This is a genomic window from Novosphingobium sp. ZW T3_23 (assembly GCF_044987305.1).
Taxonomy (GTDB): domain Bacteria; phylum Pseudomonadota; class Alphaproteobacteria; order Sphingomonadales; family Sphingomonadaceae; genus Novosphingobium.
Window position 1 is genome coordinate 1 of record NZ_JBJDRF010000039.1, and the last position, 15,589, is coordinate 15,589.

16 protein-coding genes and 1 pseudogene are annotated in these 15,589 nt (G+C 64.7%); 9 read left to right on the top strand and 8 right to left on the bottom strand.

Going from position 1 to position 15,589, the window contains the following annotated elements:
* Positions 1 to 185 (bottom strand): annotated as a pseudogene (locus ACI3K3_RS17885) (energy transducer TonB); the annotation flags it as partial.
* Positions 186 to 395: 210 nt separating this feature from the next.
* On the opposite strand from ACI3K3_RS17885, the gene ACI3K3_RS17890 reads away from it, so the two are divergent.
* The 3 genes from ACI3K3_RS17890 (at position 396) to ACI3K3_RS17900 (ending at position 1,995) form a co-directional block, all read left to right on the top strand.
* Positions 396 to 665 carry a GlsB/YeaQ/YmgE family stress response membrane protein gene (locus ACI3K3_RS17890; RefSeq protein WP_313439116.1) on the top strand — a complete coding sequence of 90 codons (270 nt, stop codon included), beginning with the start codon at positions 396 to 398 and terminating at the stop codon, positions 663 to 665.
* Between the two features lie 54 nt (positions 666 to 719).
* Positions 720 to 1,151 carry a hypothetical protein gene (locus ACI3K3_RS17895; protein ID WP_404916091.1) on the top strand — a complete coding sequence of 144 codons (432 nt, stop codon included), beginning with the start codon at positions 720 to 722 and terminating at the stop codon, positions 1,149 to 1,151.
* 241 nt (positions 1,152 to 1,392) lie between these two features.
* Positions 1,393 to 1,995 (top strand): superoxide dismutase, encoded by a 603-nt coding sequence (locus ACI3K3_RS17900; RefSeq protein WP_313439122.1) that lies wholly within the window; start codon positions 1,393 to 1,395, stop codon positions 1,993 to 1,995.
* Between the two features lie 123 nt (positions 1,996 to 2,118).
* Here ACI3K3_RS17900 and ACI3K3_RS17905 read toward each other — a convergent pair whose 3' ends face one another.
* Both ACI3K3_RS17905 and ACI3K3_RS17910 read right to left on the bottom strand, forming a co-directional pair.
* A complete protein-coding gene (locus ACI3K3_RS17905; RefSeq protein WP_404916093.1) occupies positions 2,119 to 2,709 on the bottom strand; it encodes a sigma-70 family RNA polymerase sigma factor in 591 nt (196 codons plus the stop codon).
* The gene (locus tag ACI3K3_RS17910) at positions 2,702 to 2,914 is read right to left on the bottom strand and encodes a NepR family anti-sigma factor (protein ID WP_313439128.1); all 213 of its coding nucleotides are present in this window, start codon (positions 2,912 to 2,914) and stop codon (positions 2,702 to 2,704) included. Before ACI3K3_RS17910 ends, ACI3K3_RS17905 begins: the two co-directional genes overlap by 8 nt.
* A gap of 271 nt (positions 2,915 to 3,185) precedes the next feature.
* On the opposite strand from ACI3K3_RS17910, the gene ACI3K3_RS17915 reads away from it, so the two are divergent.
* On the top strand, positions 3,186 to 4,847 hold the full coding sequence (locus ACI3K3_RS17915) for a CHASE domain-containing protein (RefSeq protein WP_404916096.1): 1,662 nt from the start codon (positions 3,186 to 3,188) through the stop codon (positions 4,845 to 4,847).
* A gap of 96 nt (positions 4,848 to 4,943) precedes the next feature.
* On the opposite strand, the gene ACI3K3_RS17920 is transcribed toward ACI3K3_RS17915, so the two are convergent.
* Positions 4,944 to 5,738, bottom strand: coding sequence for a response regulator (locus tag ACI3K3_RS17920; protein ID WP_404916098.1), 795 nt, complete (start codon positions 5,736 to 5,738; stop codon positions 4,944 to 4,946).
* A 524-nt stretch (positions 5,739 to 6,262) separates the two neighbouring features.
* Here ACI3K3_RS17920 and ACI3K3_RS17925 point away from each other — a divergent pair.
* From ACI3K3_RS17925 to ACI3K3_RS17935, 3 genes are all read left to right on the top strand, one after another.
* Complete coding sequence (locus ACI3K3_RS17925; RefSeq protein ID WP_404916151.1) at positions 6,263 to 6,886, top strand: sigma-70 family RNA polymerase sigma factor; 624 nt, start codon at positions 6,263 to 6,265, stop codon at positions 6,884 to 6,886.
* A gap of 63 nt (positions 6,887 to 6,949) precedes the next feature.
* Positions 6,950 to 7,354 carry a response regulator gene (locus ACI3K3_RS17930; protein WP_404916099.1) on the top strand — a complete coding sequence of 135 codons (405 nt, stop codon included), beginning with the start codon at positions 6,950 to 6,952 and terminating at the stop codon, positions 7,352 to 7,354.
* A gap of 87 nt (positions 7,355 to 7,441) precedes the next feature.
* On the top strand, positions 7,442 to 7,834 hold the full coding sequence (locus ACI3K3_RS17935) for a DUF2501 domain-containing protein (protein WP_404916101.1): 393 nt from the start codon (positions 7,442 to 7,444) through the stop codon (positions 7,832 to 7,834).
* 94 nt (positions 7,835 to 7,928) lie between these two features.
* Here the strand turns inward: ACI3K3_RS17935 and ACI3K3_RS17940 are convergent, their stop codons facing one another.
* The 4 genes from ACI3K3_RS17940 to ACI3K3_RS17955 form a co-directional block, all read right to left on the bottom strand.
* Positions 7,929 to 8,393, bottom strand: a complete 465-nt coding sequence (locus tag ACI3K3_RS17940; protein WP_404916103.1) for a pyridoxamine 5'-phosphate oxidase family protein — start codon at positions 8,391 to 8,393, stop codon at positions 7,929 to 7,931.
* 94 nt (positions 8,394 to 8,487) lie between these two features.
* Positions 8,488 to 8,970 carry a hemerythrin domain-containing protein gene (locus tag ACI3K3_RS17945; RefSeq protein WP_404916105.1) on the bottom strand — a complete coding sequence of 161 codons (483 nt, stop codon included), beginning with the start codon at positions 8,968 to 8,970 and terminating at the stop codon, positions 8,488 to 8,490.
* Between the two features lie 79 nt (positions 8,971 to 9,049).
* Positions 9,050 to 11,611 (bottom strand): HWE histidine kinase domain-containing protein, encoded by a 2,562-nt coding sequence (locus tag ACI3K3_RS17950; RefSeq protein ID WP_404916107.1) that lies wholly within the window; start codon positions 11,609 to 11,611, stop codon positions 9,050 to 9,052.
* Positions 11,608 to 11,739, bottom strand: a complete 132-nt coding sequence (locus ACI3K3_RS17955) for a hypothetical protein (RefSeq protein WP_404916109.1) — start codon at positions 11,737 to 11,739, stop codon at positions 11,608 to 11,610. The genes ACI3K3_RS17950 and ACI3K3_RS17955 overlap by 4 nt, the downstream gene beginning before the upstream one ends.
* Positions 11,740 to 12,004: 265 nt before the next feature.
* On the opposite strand from ACI3K3_RS17955, the gene ACI3K3_RS17960 reads away from it, so the two are divergent.
* The gene (locus ACI3K3_RS17960) at positions 12,005 to 12,733 is read left to right on the top strand and encodes a Crp/Fnr family transcriptional regulator (protein WP_404916111.1); all 729 of its coding nucleotides are present in this window, start codon (positions 12,005 to 12,007) and stop codon (positions 12,731 to 12,733) included.
* Positions 12,734 to 13,039: 306 nt separating this feature from the next.
* Positions 13,040 to 15,508, top strand: a complete 2,469-nt coding sequence (locus ACI3K3_RS17965) for an alkaline phosphatase PhoX (RefSeq protein WP_404916113.1) — start codon at positions 13,040 to 13,042, stop codon at positions 15,506 to 15,508.
* The last annotated feature ends 81 nt before the right edge of the window (positions 15,509 to 15,589 follow it).

The window sequence follows — 15,589 nt, forward strand, 5'->3', positions numbered from 1 at the left end:
GGTTCTGCCGGGGGCGGGGGTGGGGGCGGTTTGGCCGGCACGGTGGTGATCGCGGTCAGCGCCGCCCGCGCCGGTATGAGCGGGAGGTCGACGCCAAGCCCAAGGACCAGACCGGCAAGACCGCCGCCGACGATCGCAGCAGAGGCTGCGGCGGAAAGCAGCTGGTCCCGTCGAATTGCCTGCATGGCGGCTCCTTCCTGCATGGCGGTTGGAATGCATCTTCAGGGGAAACCGGCGCGCGGCGTGAAAGGTCCGTCAGGGCGGGCGAGAGGCCGAAACGGGAGGCCCCGGAACGGGTTGTGGGAGAGGCGCGATCACAATGGTGACGAAGCGTGCGGAACCTTGATCCCGCAACATCGTTATTCCGCCAACGACACAATTTCGGAGAAACGACTATGACTCTACTTCTCATTCTCCTGGTCGGTGGCGTCATCGGCTGGCTCGCTTCGATCGTCATGCGCACCGATGCGCAGCAGGGCGTGTTCCTGAACGTGGTCGTCGGCGTCGTCGGCGCGTTGATCGCCGGTCTGATCGTGACGCCCCTGATCGGCGGCGCGCCGATCACCAGCGGTTCGTTCGACATCATGTCGCTGTTCGCTTCGTTCCTGGGTGCCATCGTCCTTCTGGCGATCGTGAACCTTTTCCGTCGCGGCTCGATCCGTTAAACTGATTGTCGCGGCGCGGTTTTCCGGGTCGCCAAAGGAGCATTTTCCAATCAGATGGAATCATCTGATGACTCGGAAAATGCGTTAAAACAGAAGTTTGGAGCAGATGATCCGATGCAATCGGATCATTTGTTCAAGGAGGCTGGCGCGTCCTCCAAACGAAACGCGCCCTTTTCAACAGGGATAAGGAAGCCTGAGATGAAAGCCATGAACACTTCGCGTCTCGCCATGATTGCTGTGGTTGCCGCCGGATCGCTGGGTCTTGCGGCCTGCAACAACAAGGCCGACGACGCCACCGAGCAGCAGGCCGATGCGGTCGAGCAATCGTCGGATGCCGCAGCCGACGCGCTGGAGAATCAGGCCGACACGATGACCGGCGCCGCTTCCGAAGCCGTGCAGGAAAAGGCCGATGCGGTCGAGGCGGCCGGCGAAGCCAAGTCGGATGCGCTGGAAAACAAGGCGGACGAGATCAGAAAGCAGAACTGACCCGCCGCGAATCCCCGCCCTTGCTGAAAAGCAGGGCAGCGAAACAGGAAGGATGGCGGCTTCGCCATCCTTCTTTCGTTTGAAGCCCGCGCTTCCCTAAAAAATGCCGCCAATAGGTGCTTGAATTGTCGGGCAAGAGGGCAGACATAGCCCCGGAAAGTCCGATACGTTCGATGCGCCGCCCGTTCCTGCGGAGGCGTTGACGGCCAAGCCTTTGATAACCTGAAACAGGAAGACAGCCATGACCATTTCGCTGATGCCGCTGCCCTATGCGCAGGATGCGCTCGAACCCCACGTCTCGGCCAAGACGCTCGAAATCCACCACGGCGCACACCACAAGGCCTACGTCGACAAGCTGAACGCAGCGATCGACGGCACCGACAACGCGGGCAAGTCGGTCGAGGAAATCACCAAGTCGGCCTCGGGCCCGCTGTTCAACAACGCCGCCCAGACCTGGAACCACGGTTTCTACTGGCACTCGCTGACCGGCGAGAAGACCGCCCCCAGCGAAGCCCTCCTAGCCGCGATCGAGAGCGACTTCGGTTCGCTGGACGCGCTGCTCGAAGCCCTCTCGAACGAGGCCGTGAACCACTTCTCCAACGGCTGGGCATGGCTGGTTGTCGAAGGCGGCAAGCTGAAGGTCATCTCCACCCATGACGCCGACAGCGCGCTGGTCAAGGGCGTGAACCCGCTGCTGACCGTCGACGTGTGGGAGCACGCCTACTACATCGACCAGATGAACAAGCGTCCGGCCTATGTTAAGGCGGTTCTGGAGAACCTGCTCAACTGGCAGTTCGCATCGGAGAACTTCGACCGCGGCACGCCCTGGACCTATCCGGGCTGAGCCGAACGGCATCGATGAAAAAGGCCTCCGCTCTACCAGAGCGGAGGCCTTTTGCTTTTCAGGACGCTTTTTCGAGGCCAGCGCGGCTAACCCCGGCACCTGTTGTTAAAAACGGGCGGCTTTTCAACCCGGGCGCCGTCCACCGATCTCCAGCAGTTCGGGTTCGCCGTTCAGCATGCGCGCAAGGTCGGCCCTGGCGCGTGCCACGCGGCTTTTCATGGTCCCGATCGGGCAGCCGGCGATTTCCGCCGCTTCCTCGTAGCTGAACCCCGATGCGCCGACGAGTAGCACGGCCTCGCGCCGCTCCGCCGCCAGTTTCTGCAAGGCCGCCTCCATGTCGCCCAGATGCAGGGGGCCTTCCTGGTCCGCCTCCATCACCAGCATGCGTTCCACTGCGCCCTCGTCGAGGTCGGTCTGCCGCTTGCTCTTGCGCAGCTCGGACAAGTAATGGTTGCGCAGGATCGCGAAGGTCCAGGCGCGCATGTTGGTGCCGGCGGTGTAGCGATCCCGCGCCGTCCAGGCCTTGATCGCCGCTTCCTGCACGAGGTCGTCGGCGAAATCCGGCCGTCCGGACAGACCTCTGGCGAAAGCGCGCAAATGCGGCAGTACGGTCAGAAGTTCCTTGCGGAATTCCTCGTCACCAGAGCGTGGAATGCTGGGATCGGGGCGCTGGGGATCAGAACCGGAAGGAGAAGCCTTGGCGCCGTCAGGCATCGTCCGCCCCGTCCAGCTTCTTGAGGAGATCCTTGAAGCTGTCCGGAAGCGGTTCGTCCACCACGGAGTTATAAAGCTTCCTCAACCCTCCGGCCCAGCCGGGTTCGCCGTCCCTGCGGGTTTCCGGCGGCAGGCCCGGCGTCACCGATTCGCCCCCTTGCGGGGCGCTTCGGTGTTCAGCGCCTTTTCCTTCGGATTGATTCAACTTTGACTCCATCGCAACCTGGACACTTGCTTGCTGGCCGGGAGCGGGTCAAGAGTCATGCTGCAACCGCGTTGCGGTGCCGTCGATGGCAGGCTTGTCCGCTGTCCTATCGCCGGCAAGGCAACCGAACGTCGTTTTCGTTGGAACAATCGAGGTCGGTCTTGGTTCCCTTTGCTACAAAGTCTTGTCCTGGGCTCGCTTGCGAATGTTCCGGAGCATGGCGATGCTCTTGAGGAACGATGCGGCGCGGCTCAAATGGCGTGGATTTCCGGTGATTGACCAAGCCTTGCTCGACAGGGTGCAGAAGCAGGCGTGGTTCCACAGGTATCCGCGCGGCTGGCCCTTTCTTCTGTTCATCATTGCGTCGATCACCACGGCCGTCTCGGTCATGGCGATCGAGCGTGCCGACCGGCAGACCCGTCGGGTCGAGCTGGACCGCAATCTCACCGAGATTTCTTCCGCGTTGCAGCGCCGCGCGACCGAAAACATCGCTCTGCTGAGAGCCGGCGCTGCCCTTTTCGCCACACAGGAAACCGTCAGCGCGGCGCAGTTCCGCTCCTTTGCCGAGGATCTCCAGGGCAAAGGCGACCTTTACGGCTCGCTGGGGATGGGCTGGGCGCCGCTGGTGCCGGTGAACCGGCTCTCCGATCTGGAACTGTCGGTCCAGCGCACCGAACGTCCCGATTTCCTGGTCTATCCGCGCCCCGACCTGTCCCGGCGCAACGCCGCGCCGATCGTCTTCCTCGAACCGGACGACGGCACCAATCGCGCGGCGATCGGCTACGACATGCTGTCGGAAGACATCCGCCGTACCGCGATGGAGCGGGCGATGAAGCTGGGCAAGCCGGTCGCATCGGGCAAAGTCCACCTGGTGCAGGACGTCAGCAGCAAGCAGCAGACGCCGGGCTTCCTGATCTACATGCCGGTGATCGCGCCGCGGTCCGGCGGGCAGGTAAAGGGCTTCGTGTTCAGCCCGTTCCGCGCCGAGACTTTCCTGGAATCGGCCAGCGAGCTTTATCGCAACAACAATATCGACGTCGCCGTCTACGACGCGGCGGTGGAGCCGGAGAAGCTTCTGGCCGAGCGTCATGCCGAAGGCTCTGCCGGGCCGCAGATGGAGCGCCGGATCGACCTGGGCAGCCATACCTGGGTGGTCGTGATCAGCGACCGCAAGAGCGGCGTGCTGTCCACCGCATCGCGGATCACGCTGTTCTTCGGGGCGCTGGCCTCGCTGATGGTCATGGCGATCGGCCGATTGATCACCCGCCGCGCCGCAGAGGACCGCATGGTGCTGGAGTGGCTGCAAAGCCAGGCGGCGATCCGCAACTCGCTGACCCGCGAACTGAACCACCGCGTCAAGAATACGCTGGCCAACGTGCTTTCGATCGCGGCCCTGACCCGCCGCCGGGCCACCGATATCGACGATTTCACCGAAAGCCTCACCGCCCGCATCCGCGCGCTATCCGCCACGCACGATCTGCTGTCGCAATCGGACTGGACCCATGCCGCGCTGGGCGACGTGGTGCGCTCGGAACTCGCGCCCTATATGGAGGGCAACGAGAGCCACGTCGAACTGTCGGGGCCGGAGATATTGCTGGCTCCCAACGATGCCATGTCGCTGGGGCTGGCGATCCACGAGCTGGCCACCAATGCCGCGAAATACGGTGCGCTCAGCGCCAGTGGCGGGCGTATCCATGTCAACTGGATGCTCGAAACCCCGGAGCTGGCCGCGCTGGATTGGCGCGAGGAAGGCGGTCCGCTGGTTCGCGAGCCGGCCAAGCGCGGTTTCGGTCGCGATCTCATCGAGAAGATCGTTGCGCACGAACTCAAGTCCGAAGTCGATCTCCGGTTCAAGCCGGAAGGCGTGGAATGCCGCCTCAAGGTACCGGTGCGGGCAAGCCGCGAATTCGCGCTGAGGAACGACCGCAAGTAGCTTTCGCCATACCCGGCTTCCACTTCACTCTGCATACCAAAAAACCCCGCCGGTGCTCCGGCGGGGTTTTTATTGTTTCGGCTTCGATCGGAGCGCTTAACCCAGCGGCTTGCTCGATCCGAAGAACAGCGCCTGGCTGATGGCGGCGCGCACGGTGGCTTCCTGGAAGGGCTTGGTCACCAGATAGGTCGGCTCGGGCCGTTCGCCGGTGAGCAGGCGTTCGGGATAGGCGGTGATGAAGATCACCGGCACGTCGCCGAATTTCAGGAGGTCTTCCACGGCCTCGATACCCGAGCTACCGTCGGCGAGCTGGATATCCGCCAGCACCAGTCCGGCCGGCGAACGCTCGAAGATGTCGAGGGCCTGGGCGTGGGTGGCGGCAGTGCCGACGACCCGATGGCCGAGATCGCTGACGAGACCTTCCAACTGCATCGAGATCAACGGCTCGTCCTCGATGATGAGAACGTCGGTCGTGCTTTCGCTTTCGATCTCGGTGATGGCCTGCGCGACGAGGGCGTCGACCTCTTCCGGGGATACCGCCAGGATGCGGGCCGTATCTTCCCGCGAGAATTCCTCGACGGTCGTCAGCAGCAGGGCCTGGCGATGCGTGGGCGCGATGGTGGCGAGGCGGGTCTGCGCCGCCTGCTCATGCTGGCCGCCTTCGCCTTCCAGGCCCGGCTCCTCGACATGGCCGGTGGCCCAGATCCGGGTGAAGGCACCATAAAGTGCGGCGCGGCTGCGGGCGATATCCTCGCGCAGCACCTTGTCGGCCAGGGCGGCTTCAAGGGTGGCGCGGACATAAGTGTCGCCCGAATGCTGCGATCCGGTCAGCGCGCGCGCATAGCGGCGCAGATAGGGTAGCTGGATGGCGATCTGGTCAGAGACGGACATCGAAATTCCTCGGCTCGTGGGAAGTCTTCTTCCCGTGTTTTCGTCGCATCGGTGGCCCGCTTCCCCTCCCGAACTGACATCGATTTCTGACGTCGCATCGGTGGCAGGGCAACCTCAAAATTTTTCTCACAAAGCCCGGGTGGGCGGGAACCAATAGGACGATCGCTCGTTTGATCGATGTCACCACTGGCTCCCCCACCCCCCGCAAACCGGTGGTGACCCGATCCCGGAGGCCTCCGTTCACATCAGTGAACGGAGGCCTCAAAGTTTACGGCGCCGGGATGTTCCCAGGATGAACGAAAAAATGCGGAAGGGTTTCACCGCAAATCGCGCCTCCGCCTCGCTTCATCCCGGAAAAGACGAGGAAAACGGCATGGAACCGTTCTCCGTTTGGTCGCTTCAGGAACTTTGTGTGCATTAGTCGCGTTTGCCAATTCGACCGGTCACGAAATGTGGCCAGCCAAGGAGGGAACGCAATGTCCGCAGCAACCGAAACCAGCGCCGGCGCCGAAAACGCAGAAGTCATGGCCGTAGCCGCGCCCGTCGCAGCCCTCAGCGATCGTGATTTCAAGCGCGCGCTTGCCGAAGTGGCGCCGCACCTTCGCGCTTTCGCACGCGGCCTTTGCGGTTGCCGCGACAGGGCCGACGATCTCGCCCAGGAAGCCATGCTTCGCGCATGGGCAGCGCGCGAACGCTATGCGGCCGGCACCAACTTCAAGGCCTGGACCTTCACGATCCTGCGCAACCATTTCTATAGCGAGGCCCGCCGCGCCCGCTTCCATGGCGAGTACGACGAACTGGCGGCCGAGCGCATCCTGCGCGCCGAAGCCAGCCAGGAAAGCGCCATCGAACTGGCCGACGTGCTGCGCGCACTGACGGCAATTCCGGAAACCTATCGCGAAGCGCTGATCCTGGTGGCTGCCGGCAATCTTTCCTATGAGGAAATCGCCCGCATCTGCGGCATTGCCCTCGGCACCGTGAAGAGCCGCATCTGCCGCGCCCGCGCGATGCTGTCGAAGGTCATCGAATCCGGCCAGCTTCCGGACTTCCGCCACAACTTCGTGCTCAAGGGCGAGGCGATCGACGCTTTCTTCGCAGAGCTGGTCAAGATCGCCAATGCGGACGAACAGGATGCCATCGCGGCCTGAGATCGCGTCTGGAACGCCGCTTGCGGTCTCAATTTCAGGGATGTCCGTGTCTTGGACCCGATGATGGCCCGCAGCGCCAAGATCCTCATCGTCGAAGATGAATTTCTGGTCGCGCTGCAACTTGAGGATATCCTGGCCGATGGCGGCCATGCCGTCCTGGGTACTTTTCCCGATGCCGCCTCGGTGGCGGCATGGGGAGAAGCGCCCGATATCGCGCTTGTCGACCTGAACTTGCGCGACGGCCTGACCGGGCCCTCGGTGGCGCGCGACCTTGCGGCGCGTTTCGGGTCGCGGGTCATCTACGTGACGGCCAATCCCGGACAGATCGATACGCCGGCGCCCACTGCCGTGGGCATCGTGCAGAAGCCGTTTTCACGGCAGGCGATCCTTTCCGCGATCGCCTATGCCCTTGCCGATTGTCCGGAAAACAATCGGCCGCTTGAACTGGCGCCCCTGGCGCGGGCCTGACGCTTCGGACCTGACGGGCCGAGGCCGGGATGCTATGGTGCGGAGGCACGGCACCGTTCCGGGCCGTCGCTTGCAGGGAGCCGCCGAATGCATCGTCCCCCCGTCTCGCTTTCGCTCTTCGCCTCGTGCTCGTTCCTCATTTCCATGGGTGTCGCGACCACCGCCGCGCAGGCCCAGATCCCCGGAAACATCGCCTCTTCGGCGCTTCCCGACGTCGCCAGTACCGGCGTGGGAAATGCCACCGGCGTGCTCAGCTATTGCATGAAGCAAAAACTGGTCGATGCGGTGGAGGGCAATTCGGTTTATGGGCTGCTTGCCAAGAAGCCGGACGTGGCCGAACAGTCCGATGCCTACAAGGCGGGTGCTTCCGGCACCCTGATCAGCGGCAACAACGTAACCACTTCGCTCGACAAGATGCCGAAATCCGTCCGCAAGACGGTGTGCAACATGGTGCTCAAGCAGTCCCGCTCCTTTCTCTGATCGGCATTCCTACTTCAGTTTTAAAGAAGAAGGGGCGCGAAGGGGCTGGCCTTCGCGCCCCCCGGGAGCACGGTTCAGACGGTCGACGAGGGATTCAGACCGCGCCTACTTCGTGCTCGCCAGCCTTTGACGGATCGATGGTGCCGCCGGTCGCCAGCTTGAACAGCCCGGTGATGCCCACGTCGGACGTCCAGACTTCGGCATCGTCGATCTCGAAACGCAGCATGACGATCGATGGATCGTCCTTGCCCTTGGGGAACCAGGCCTCGACGGCGTTGCTCCAGTGATGCTCGCGCACCGCCCGGTCGGTTTCCTCGACGAGGGTACCCGCCAGACAGGCGAAAACGTCGTGGCCCTTGGTCATGACCTGGCCCATCGCCCGGCCGCCCGCGCCGATGCGATTGTCCCGCTTGCAGAAGAACCAGATCGCGTGATGTGCTTCCTTGTCGAGCAGGGCGGTCATCGGCTCGGCATGGCCATGCGCGGCATCGAGCTTCATCATGATGAACGGGCTGGCGGAAAAGGCTTTCCAGAACCTCTCGCGAACGTGGCTTTCCATGGCAGGTCTCCTCCTGGTTGTTAACGAAGCAACGTCTCCGAACCCCCGGATGTTCCCGGGGGTCCGGAAAGGCGTTTCAGGGGGGCCGGGCCGGTCACTCGCGTTCGTCGCCGGGCTTCTGCTCGGCGGCCAGGGCCAGTTCCGCTGGCTTGCGGCTCTCGAAGGTCTTGGCCATCTTCCGCTCCGCTTCCTTGGAGAGCGTATCGGCGGCGGAGGGGAACATCTCTTCTTCCTCCTCGTCGATATGGTGCAGGTAGCGATGGCGCATGTCCTTGAACTTGGTCAGCCAGGCGCCCGATGCCATGTCGATGTCCAGAAGCTCGCCGAGGAAATCGTCGATCTCCTTGTGCTCCGAAACCGAATGGCGCGCCTCGTCCCGCAGTTCCGGACAGGCCAGCATGGTGGCGTAAAGCGATTCTTCCTCCGCCGCCGCATGGGCCTGGAGTTCGCGGCGCAGGGCTTCGAACAGCTCGCGCCGCTCGGGGCTGTCGCCCTGCGTCTCGCCCAAGCGGGCCAGCATGTCGCGATGGCGGTCGTGATCCGCCTTGAGATCCTTGAAGATTTGTGCGTCGGCCATGGTCTGTGCTCCTTCCTGGGGCATGTTCTGTACAGGAAAGAACGGGCGCCGGAGACCAGGGTTCCGGCGCCCCGGCCGATCAACGGCGATGCAGCCTGCCGATCGCGGCGCGTACCTCGCGCTCGCCATAGGGCTTGGTGACGACCGGCATCGCCTTGAACGGACCCGTGGTGAGCGAGCGTTCGCCATAGCCGCTGGCGAAGATGAACGGCACGCCGCGTTCCAGCAGCACGTGTGCCACCGGCTCGCTGGTGTCCTTGCCCAGGTTGATGTCCAGCATGGCGAAGGAGACCTGTCCGCCCTCGACGATCTCCAGCGCCGTCCGCACCGAGCCGGCGATGCGGCAATCGTTGAAGCCCAGCCCGCGCAGCACGTCTTCGGCTTCCATCGCGATGATCACGTTGTCCTCGACGATCAGGGCGATGCCGTCCTGCAAGGCCCCGGCGAGATCGGCCGCCGAGGGCACTTCGACCGGGGGCTTGTTCTCGGAAGGGCTGGGCGTTTCGAAGCTGGCGATATGGTCCGCAGGCAGCAGGAACAGCGCCTTCATGCCTTCGGGCGGGTAGATCACCGAGGCCGAGCCGCCCAGTTCGTGCGGGATCGTGCGCTCGATGATGGTGGAGCCGAAGCCGCGCCGGGTGGGAGGCTTGACCGGCGGACCGTCCGCCTCGCGCCAGTCGATCTCCAGCGAGCCGTCGTCGCCGCGATTGAGCGTTATCGTCACCGTGCCGCGCGAATCCGCCAGGGCGCCGTACTTGCAGGAGTTCGTCATCAGTTCGTGGAACACCAGCGCCAGCGTGGTGAAGGCGCTGGGCGCGACGAGCGCGTCGGGGCCGTCGATCACCACGCGGTCGGCGCTGTGGCTGGCATAGGCGGCGGCCTCGGTGCGGATCAGGTCGTAGAGCGAGGAAGGCGTCCAGTCCTTCTGCGTCACCTGGTCGTGCGCGCGGGCGAGGGCATGGATGCGGCTGCCGACGATCTCGGCGAATTCGTCGATCGTGCTCGCGCCTTCCTTGCTCTGGGTGACGAGGCCCCGGATCAGGTTCAGGATATTGCGCACGCGGTGGTTCAGTTCCGCGATCAGCATGTCCTGCTGGCGGGTGGCCTGTTCGCGCTCCTCATGCGCGGCGTCGGCCAGGCGCAGGACCACTTCCAGCAGGGTGACACGCAGCGCGTCGGCGGCGAGGCGTTCCTCTTCGGTCCAGGGGCGCGAATGGCCGCGTCGCTCTTCCTTCCACAATTCGAAGCTCTTGCGCGGCGTCAGGCGGGCGCCGTTGGGGCCCAGCTCGATCGCCTTTTCGGGATTGCCCGCCCAGTTGACCTCGCGCAGCTGCTCGCGCCGGAACAGCACGATGTAGTCGCGCGGGCTGCGGCTGACGGGCAGGGCGAGCAGCCCCGTCGCCCGGTCGCCCCAGGCCTGCGCGGGGGCGAAGACGGTGCCGATCGCATCGGTGGACCATACCGTGCTGGCACCGGCGGTATTGAGGAAGCGTGCGAGTTCCGAGAACTCCGCCTCGCCGGGGGTGGCCCCGTGGCTGACGAAGCGCCCGTCCACCCAGCCGATGATGCCGTCGAAGGGAATGACCCGGCGGATCGATTCGGAGAAGTCCTCGAACCCTTCCAGCATCGATCCCCCCGCCGCGACGCGGGCCATCATCTCGTCGTGAAGGCGCATCGAGGCGGAGCGCTGCTCCAGCGCGAAGTCGGTTTCCTTCTGCTCCAGCAGATAGGCGAAGAATTCACCGAACAGCTCGCTGGCCGTGCGCACGGAGTAGGACAGCGTCAGCGGCGAATAATGATGGCAGGCCATCAGGCCCCAGAGCTTGCCCCGCCGCATGATCGATACCGACATCGAGGCCTTCACCCCCATGTTGCGCAAGTACTCGACATGGATCGGGGAAACCGCGCGCAGGCCCGACATCGACAGGTCGAGCGGATCGCCGTTCGGATCGGCGGCGGGGTGGATCGCCACGGTGGGATCGTTCACGTCGCTGATGATGCGCAGCATGTTGCGGGTGTAGAGCCGCCGCGCCTGGGCCGGGATGTCCGAGGCGGGGAAGTGCAGCCCCTTGAAGCTGTCGACCATGCCGTTGAGGCTCTCGGCCACGACTTCGCCGGCGCCGTCGCCTTCGAAACGGTAGATCATCACGCGGTCGAAGCCGGTCAGCCCGCGCAAGTGACGGGCGGCGCTGGCGCAAAGCTGCTCGATCGAGGTGGACTGGCGCAGCCGGTCGATCATCGGCCGCACATAGCTCACGAAGTCGCGGCGGCGGCCGCCTTCGTGGGGTTCCATCTCCAGGACATAGGAACGCCCGGAAATGTGCACCGCCATGTCGAACAGGCGCCCGTCGCCCAGCAGGTCCACTTCGAACAGCCGCTCCACGGCGCCGGTGCCGCTCAGCACCTGAAGCCGCGTGCGCACCTCGTGCATGGCGTCGGCGGAGAGGAACTGCATGGCCGGCAGGCCCACCATGTCGCTCGCCGGGGCACCGAACAGCGCCTCGCAGTTCAGCGAGACGTGGTTGATGATCCAGTCGCTGGAGAACGACAGCAGCCAGCCGAAGCTCTGGATCCGGCCGATGATGTGGATCGGTTCGAGATCGCAGGTGGAAAGGTCTACCTGGTGCGGCGCGTCCGTCACAGGCCTTGATTTCCCGTATCGCCGGTCTGCCGATCTGGCTCTTCCCGGGCCGGCCGTTCTTTGCCGAAGGTCACCCGCAGCGCCGGGAACTGGTCGATATCGAAAGGGGTTTGATCCTCGGTCTGCATAGTCGGTAGGCCTAGAAATTAGTACGTACAAGCGCTTGGCGAACAGGGAGAATGGCGCACGGCGCTGCGCGCGAGCCCCCCGCTCAGGGCACAAGAACACGGCCGTATAGGAAATGTTCCTGAAGAACGTTAGCAATCCGGCAGGGGCACGTCTGTTCATTTCTGTACAGATTGGAAGGGAACCGCGAGCGGCCTCCCGCATTGTCTGCCTTGCGGCGTGTCCTGGCCGCAAAACGGCAATGGATCTATCAGGGAGCCGGCTAAAATGGCGTCACTTGCAAGCCACGAGCAGAGCGATCTTCTCGGGGCGCTGCGGCCCGGCGATTTCGAGCGTCTGGCACCGCATCTTTCGGAAGTGCAGATGCGCGCCGGGGAAGTCATCTACCAACCCGGCGACAGCGTGGAATACTGCTATCTGCCGCGCGGCGCCTCGGTCTGTTCCTACTTCGTGGAACTCGACAGCGGGATTTCCGTGGAGACTATCCTCGTAGGCCGGGAAGGGGCGCTGGGAGGCGTGGTGAGCCATGGCAACCTTCCCGCTTATGCCAGGGCCAGCGTGCTGCACGGGGGGCTGTTCTGGCGCATCCCGATCCGCCAGGTGGACGAGCTGAAGGTTACTTCTCCGCCGGTCGCGGACCTCTTCACGCGCTATGCCGACTGCATGATGGCGCAAGTCTTCCAGTCGATCGCCTGCAACGCCGTGCATACGATCGAGGAGAGGGCGGCCAAGTGGCTGCTCGCCGCCGTGGACCGGATCGGGCGCAACGACGTGACGATGACGCAGGAGCAGCTCGCCTCGATGATGGGCATCGGCCGCAGCTATGCCAGCCGCGTGCTCCAGCGCTTCAAGCGCGAGGGCCTGGTGCGGACCCGGCGCGGCGGCATCAGCGTGTCCGACCGCGACAGCCTGCGCGAGAAGTCCTGCTCCTGCAACGATCACGTGGCCGCCCACTTCGGCAAAGTGCTTGGCGGGGTCTATCCCGGCGAGGGTTGAGGGATTGTTTGAAAATTCGCGAAACGCGAATTTTGCGGCACCGGCCCTCTCCCCCACCCTGCCACCCGCAGAATACTACCGTCGGGTGGCAGGGTGGGGGAGAGGGCCGGTGCCGCATCGAAAATGCCGACAGGCATTTTTCAAAAGCCTCTAAGAGCCCGCAATGGCCGGGTCGATGGGCCGGTTGAACCGAAGTGGTGCGGTTGTCGTGAAACAGACATCGAACTGCCATCGATCTTGCGTTCAATTGCCATGAAGCGCCCCTAGCTACCCCTGTGCGATTGTCACAGGAAACAGGGCACAACCATGACTGAAGGGCTTCCCGCCAACGGCTATACCGATGGCGATGTCGATACCAATCCCACTGCCGAGCGCTCGCTGGAGAGCATGGCAGCGGAACGCTATTCCCGTCGCCAGGCACTGTTCCGCGGCGCCGGCGCCACCACCATGGCCTTCATGGGCACCGGGCTGCTGGCGGCTTGCGGCGACGACGACAACGAGGACACGGTTTCGGTAAGCGCGGGCGCCAATGCCGCCACCAGCGCCGGCCGCGTCGTCACGCTCACCGGCAGCCCCGAGAACGGCTTCGGCGGTTTCGCCACGGCTTGGGCCCAGACTTCGGGCACGACCGTGCAGCTTACCGGGACCGGCTCTTCGGTCAGCTTCATCGCCCCGGCCGTCAGCGCCGCGAGCGACCTGGTCTTCACCTTCTCGGCCACCAGCGTGACCGGCGAAGTGCGCACTGCCACCACCACGGTGCGCGTGTCGCCTGCGGTGCTCGGCTTCACCGCCGTCGCCCACAGCCTTGCTGATGTGGTCAAGGTGCCCACCGGCTACTCGGTCACCGTGATGACCCGCCTGGGCGATCCGCTGGCCACCGGCGTATCGGCCTATGCCAACGACGGTTCGGACGGCAACTTCGCCCAGCGCATCGGCGACCATGGCGACGCGCTCCAGTTCTACGGCCTGTCGGCAGCGGGCGGTCGTGACGACAACAGCTCGACGCGCGGCCTCATGGTGCAGAACCACGAGAACCTGAACGTGCAGTACCTGCACCCGAACGGCCCGACCAACGTCTCCACCGGCCCGCGCCCTGCCGCCGAAGCGCTCAAGGAGATCGAGGCGCACGGCGTTTCGGTGTCGGAATATGTCGATGCCGGCAATCGCAAGTGGTCCTACGTCGCCACCAGCGGCTTCAACCGGCGCATCACCCCGAACACGCCGATGACCTTCCACGGTCCGGCCGCCGGTTCGGCCATGCTCGCCACCGCCTATTCCACCAACGGCACCACCGGTCGCGGCACCATCAACAACTGCGCCAACGGCCACACCCCTTGGGCATCCAACCTCACCTGCGAGGAAAACTGGGCCGGTTACTTCCGCCGCGACGCGGCCGACGACGCCAAGCGCAGCGCCCGCGAACTGACCGCGCTGTCGCGCTACGGCGTCACCAGCCGCACCGGCAACTATGCCTGGTCCTTCGCCAATTCGACCGACTCGATCTACACCAAGTGGAACGCGACGATCATCGGCGCCACCGCTGCCGAAGATTACCGCAACGAGCCCAACCAGTACGGCTGGGTGGTCGAGATCGATCCGTTCGACGCCAGGTCCACGCCGCGCAAGCGTACCGCACTGGGTCGCTTCGGTCATGAAGGCGCCTTCGTTCGCGCCGTGGACGGCCAGAAGCTGGGCGTCTACATGGGCGACGACTCGCGCCGCGAATACCTCTACAAGTTCGTGTCCTCGGCCACTTACGCCGCTGCCGACGCCGCCTCGACCAGCCGCCTTGCCATGGGCGACAAGTACCTCGACGCCGGCACGCTCTACGTCGCCAAGTTCAATGCCGACGGTTCGGGCCAGTGGCTGCCGCTGGTGTTCGGATCGGTGCCGAACCGTCCTGCGACCGGCTCCACGCCGGAATACGTCTTCGCCGACCAGGCCGACATCCTCGTCAATCCGCGCCTTGCCGCCGATGCCGTGGGCGCAACGCCGATGGACCGCCCGGAATGGACCACCGGCAACCCGGTGACCGGCGAAATCTACCTCACGCTCACCAACAACAATGCCGCAGGGCGCCCGCTCACCGGCACCGATGCCGCCAACCCGCGTCACTACAACGACCCGAAGGGCGCATCGAACTCGGCGCAGTACGGCAACCCGAACGGCCACATCGTCCGCCTGCGCGAGGACGGCGACAATACCGCCGCGCTCACCTTCAAGTGGGACATCTACCTGTTCGGCGCCGACGCGGCCGATGCCGGTGCCAACGTCAACCTCTCGGGCCTGACTGCCGACAACGACTTCTCCAGCCCTGACGGCGCGTTCTTCTCGCGCAGCACCAACCCGGCGGGGCAGTTCAATCCGGTGCTCTGGATCGAGACCGACGACGGCGCGCTGACCGATCGCACGAACTGCATGCTGCTGGCGGCCATCCCCGGCCGCGTGGGAGACGGCGGCGCGAAGACGATCACCAACACCGGCTCGGGCGGCGCCACCGCCACCCAGGCGACCATCATCGGCGCTGCGGCCACGGCAGCCAACCTGCGTCGCTTCCTGGTCGGCCCGGTCCAGTGCGAGATCACCGGCATCGACACCACGCCGGATGGCCGCACGATGTTCGTCGGCATCCAGCATCCCGGCGAGGACGGCACCCCGGCGGCGCCTTCGAGCCACTGGCCCGACAGCCAGGCCGGATCGGCGGGCGCGACCGTACGTCCGCGTTCGGCGATCGTGGCAATCACCAAGGATGATGGTGGCGTTATCGCTCTGTGAGCGATAGGGGGCGTTATCGGTCTGTAATCCAGAGCCGATCCGCTGAGATCACGAAGGGGAGGGGGCGCCGCGGCGCTTCCT

Bases quoted from the DNA above. Each gene is read 5' to 3' on its own strand.
- ACI3K3_RS17890 (WP_313439116.1), top strand. From the start codon at position 396: ATGACTCTACTTCTCATTCTCCTGGTCGGTGGCGTCATCGGCTGGCTC.
- ACI3K3_RS17895 (WP_404916091.1), top strand. From the start codon at position 720: ATGGAATCATCTGATGACTCGGAAAATGCGTTAAAACAGAAGTTTGGA.
- ACI3K3_RS17900 (WP_313439122.1), top strand. From the start codon at position 1,393: ATGACCATTTCGCTGATGCCGCTGCCCTATGCGCAGGATGCGCTCGAA.
- ACI3K3_RS17905 (WP_404916093.1), bottom strand. From the start codon at position 2,709: ATGCCTGACGGCGCCAAGGCTTCTCCTTCCGGTTCTGATCCCCAGCGC.
- ACI3K3_RS17920 (WP_404916098.1), bottom strand. From the start codon at position 5,738: ATGTCCGTCTCTGACCAGATCGCCATCCAGCTACCCTATCTGCGCCGC.
- ACI3K3_RS17925 (WP_404916151.1), top strand. From the start codon at position 6,263: ATGGCCGTAGCCGCGCCCGTCGCAGCCCTCAGCGATCGTGATTTCAAG.
- ACI3K3_RS17930 (WP_404916099.1), top strand. From the start codon at position 6,950: ATGGCCCGCAGCGCCAAGATCCTCATCGTCGAAGATGAATTTCTGGTC.
- ACI3K3_RS17935 (WP_404916101.1), top strand. From the start codon at position 7,442: ATGCATCGTCCCCCCGTCTCGCTTTCGCTCTTCGCCTCGTGCTCGTTC.
- ACI3K3_RS17940 (WP_404916103.1), bottom strand. From the start codon at position 8,393: ATGGAAAGCCACGTTCGCGAGAGGTTCTGGAAAGCCTTTTCCGCCAGC.
- ACI3K3_RS17945 (WP_404916105.1), bottom strand. From the start codon at position 8,970: ATGGCCGACGCACAAATCTTCAAGGATCTCAAGGCGGATCACGACCGC.
- ACI3K3_RS17955 (WP_404916109.1), bottom strand. From the start codon at position 11,739: ATGCAGACCGAGGATCAAACCCCTTTCGATATCGACCAGTTCCCGGCG.
- ACI3K3_RS17960 (WP_404916111.1), top strand. From the start codon at position 12,005: ATGGCGTCACTTGCAAGCCACGAGCAGAGCGATCTTCTCGGGGCGCTG.
- ACI3K3_RS17965 (WP_404916113.1), top strand. From the start codon at position 13,040: ATGACTGAAGGGCTTCCCGCCAACGGCTATACCGATGGCGATGTCGAT.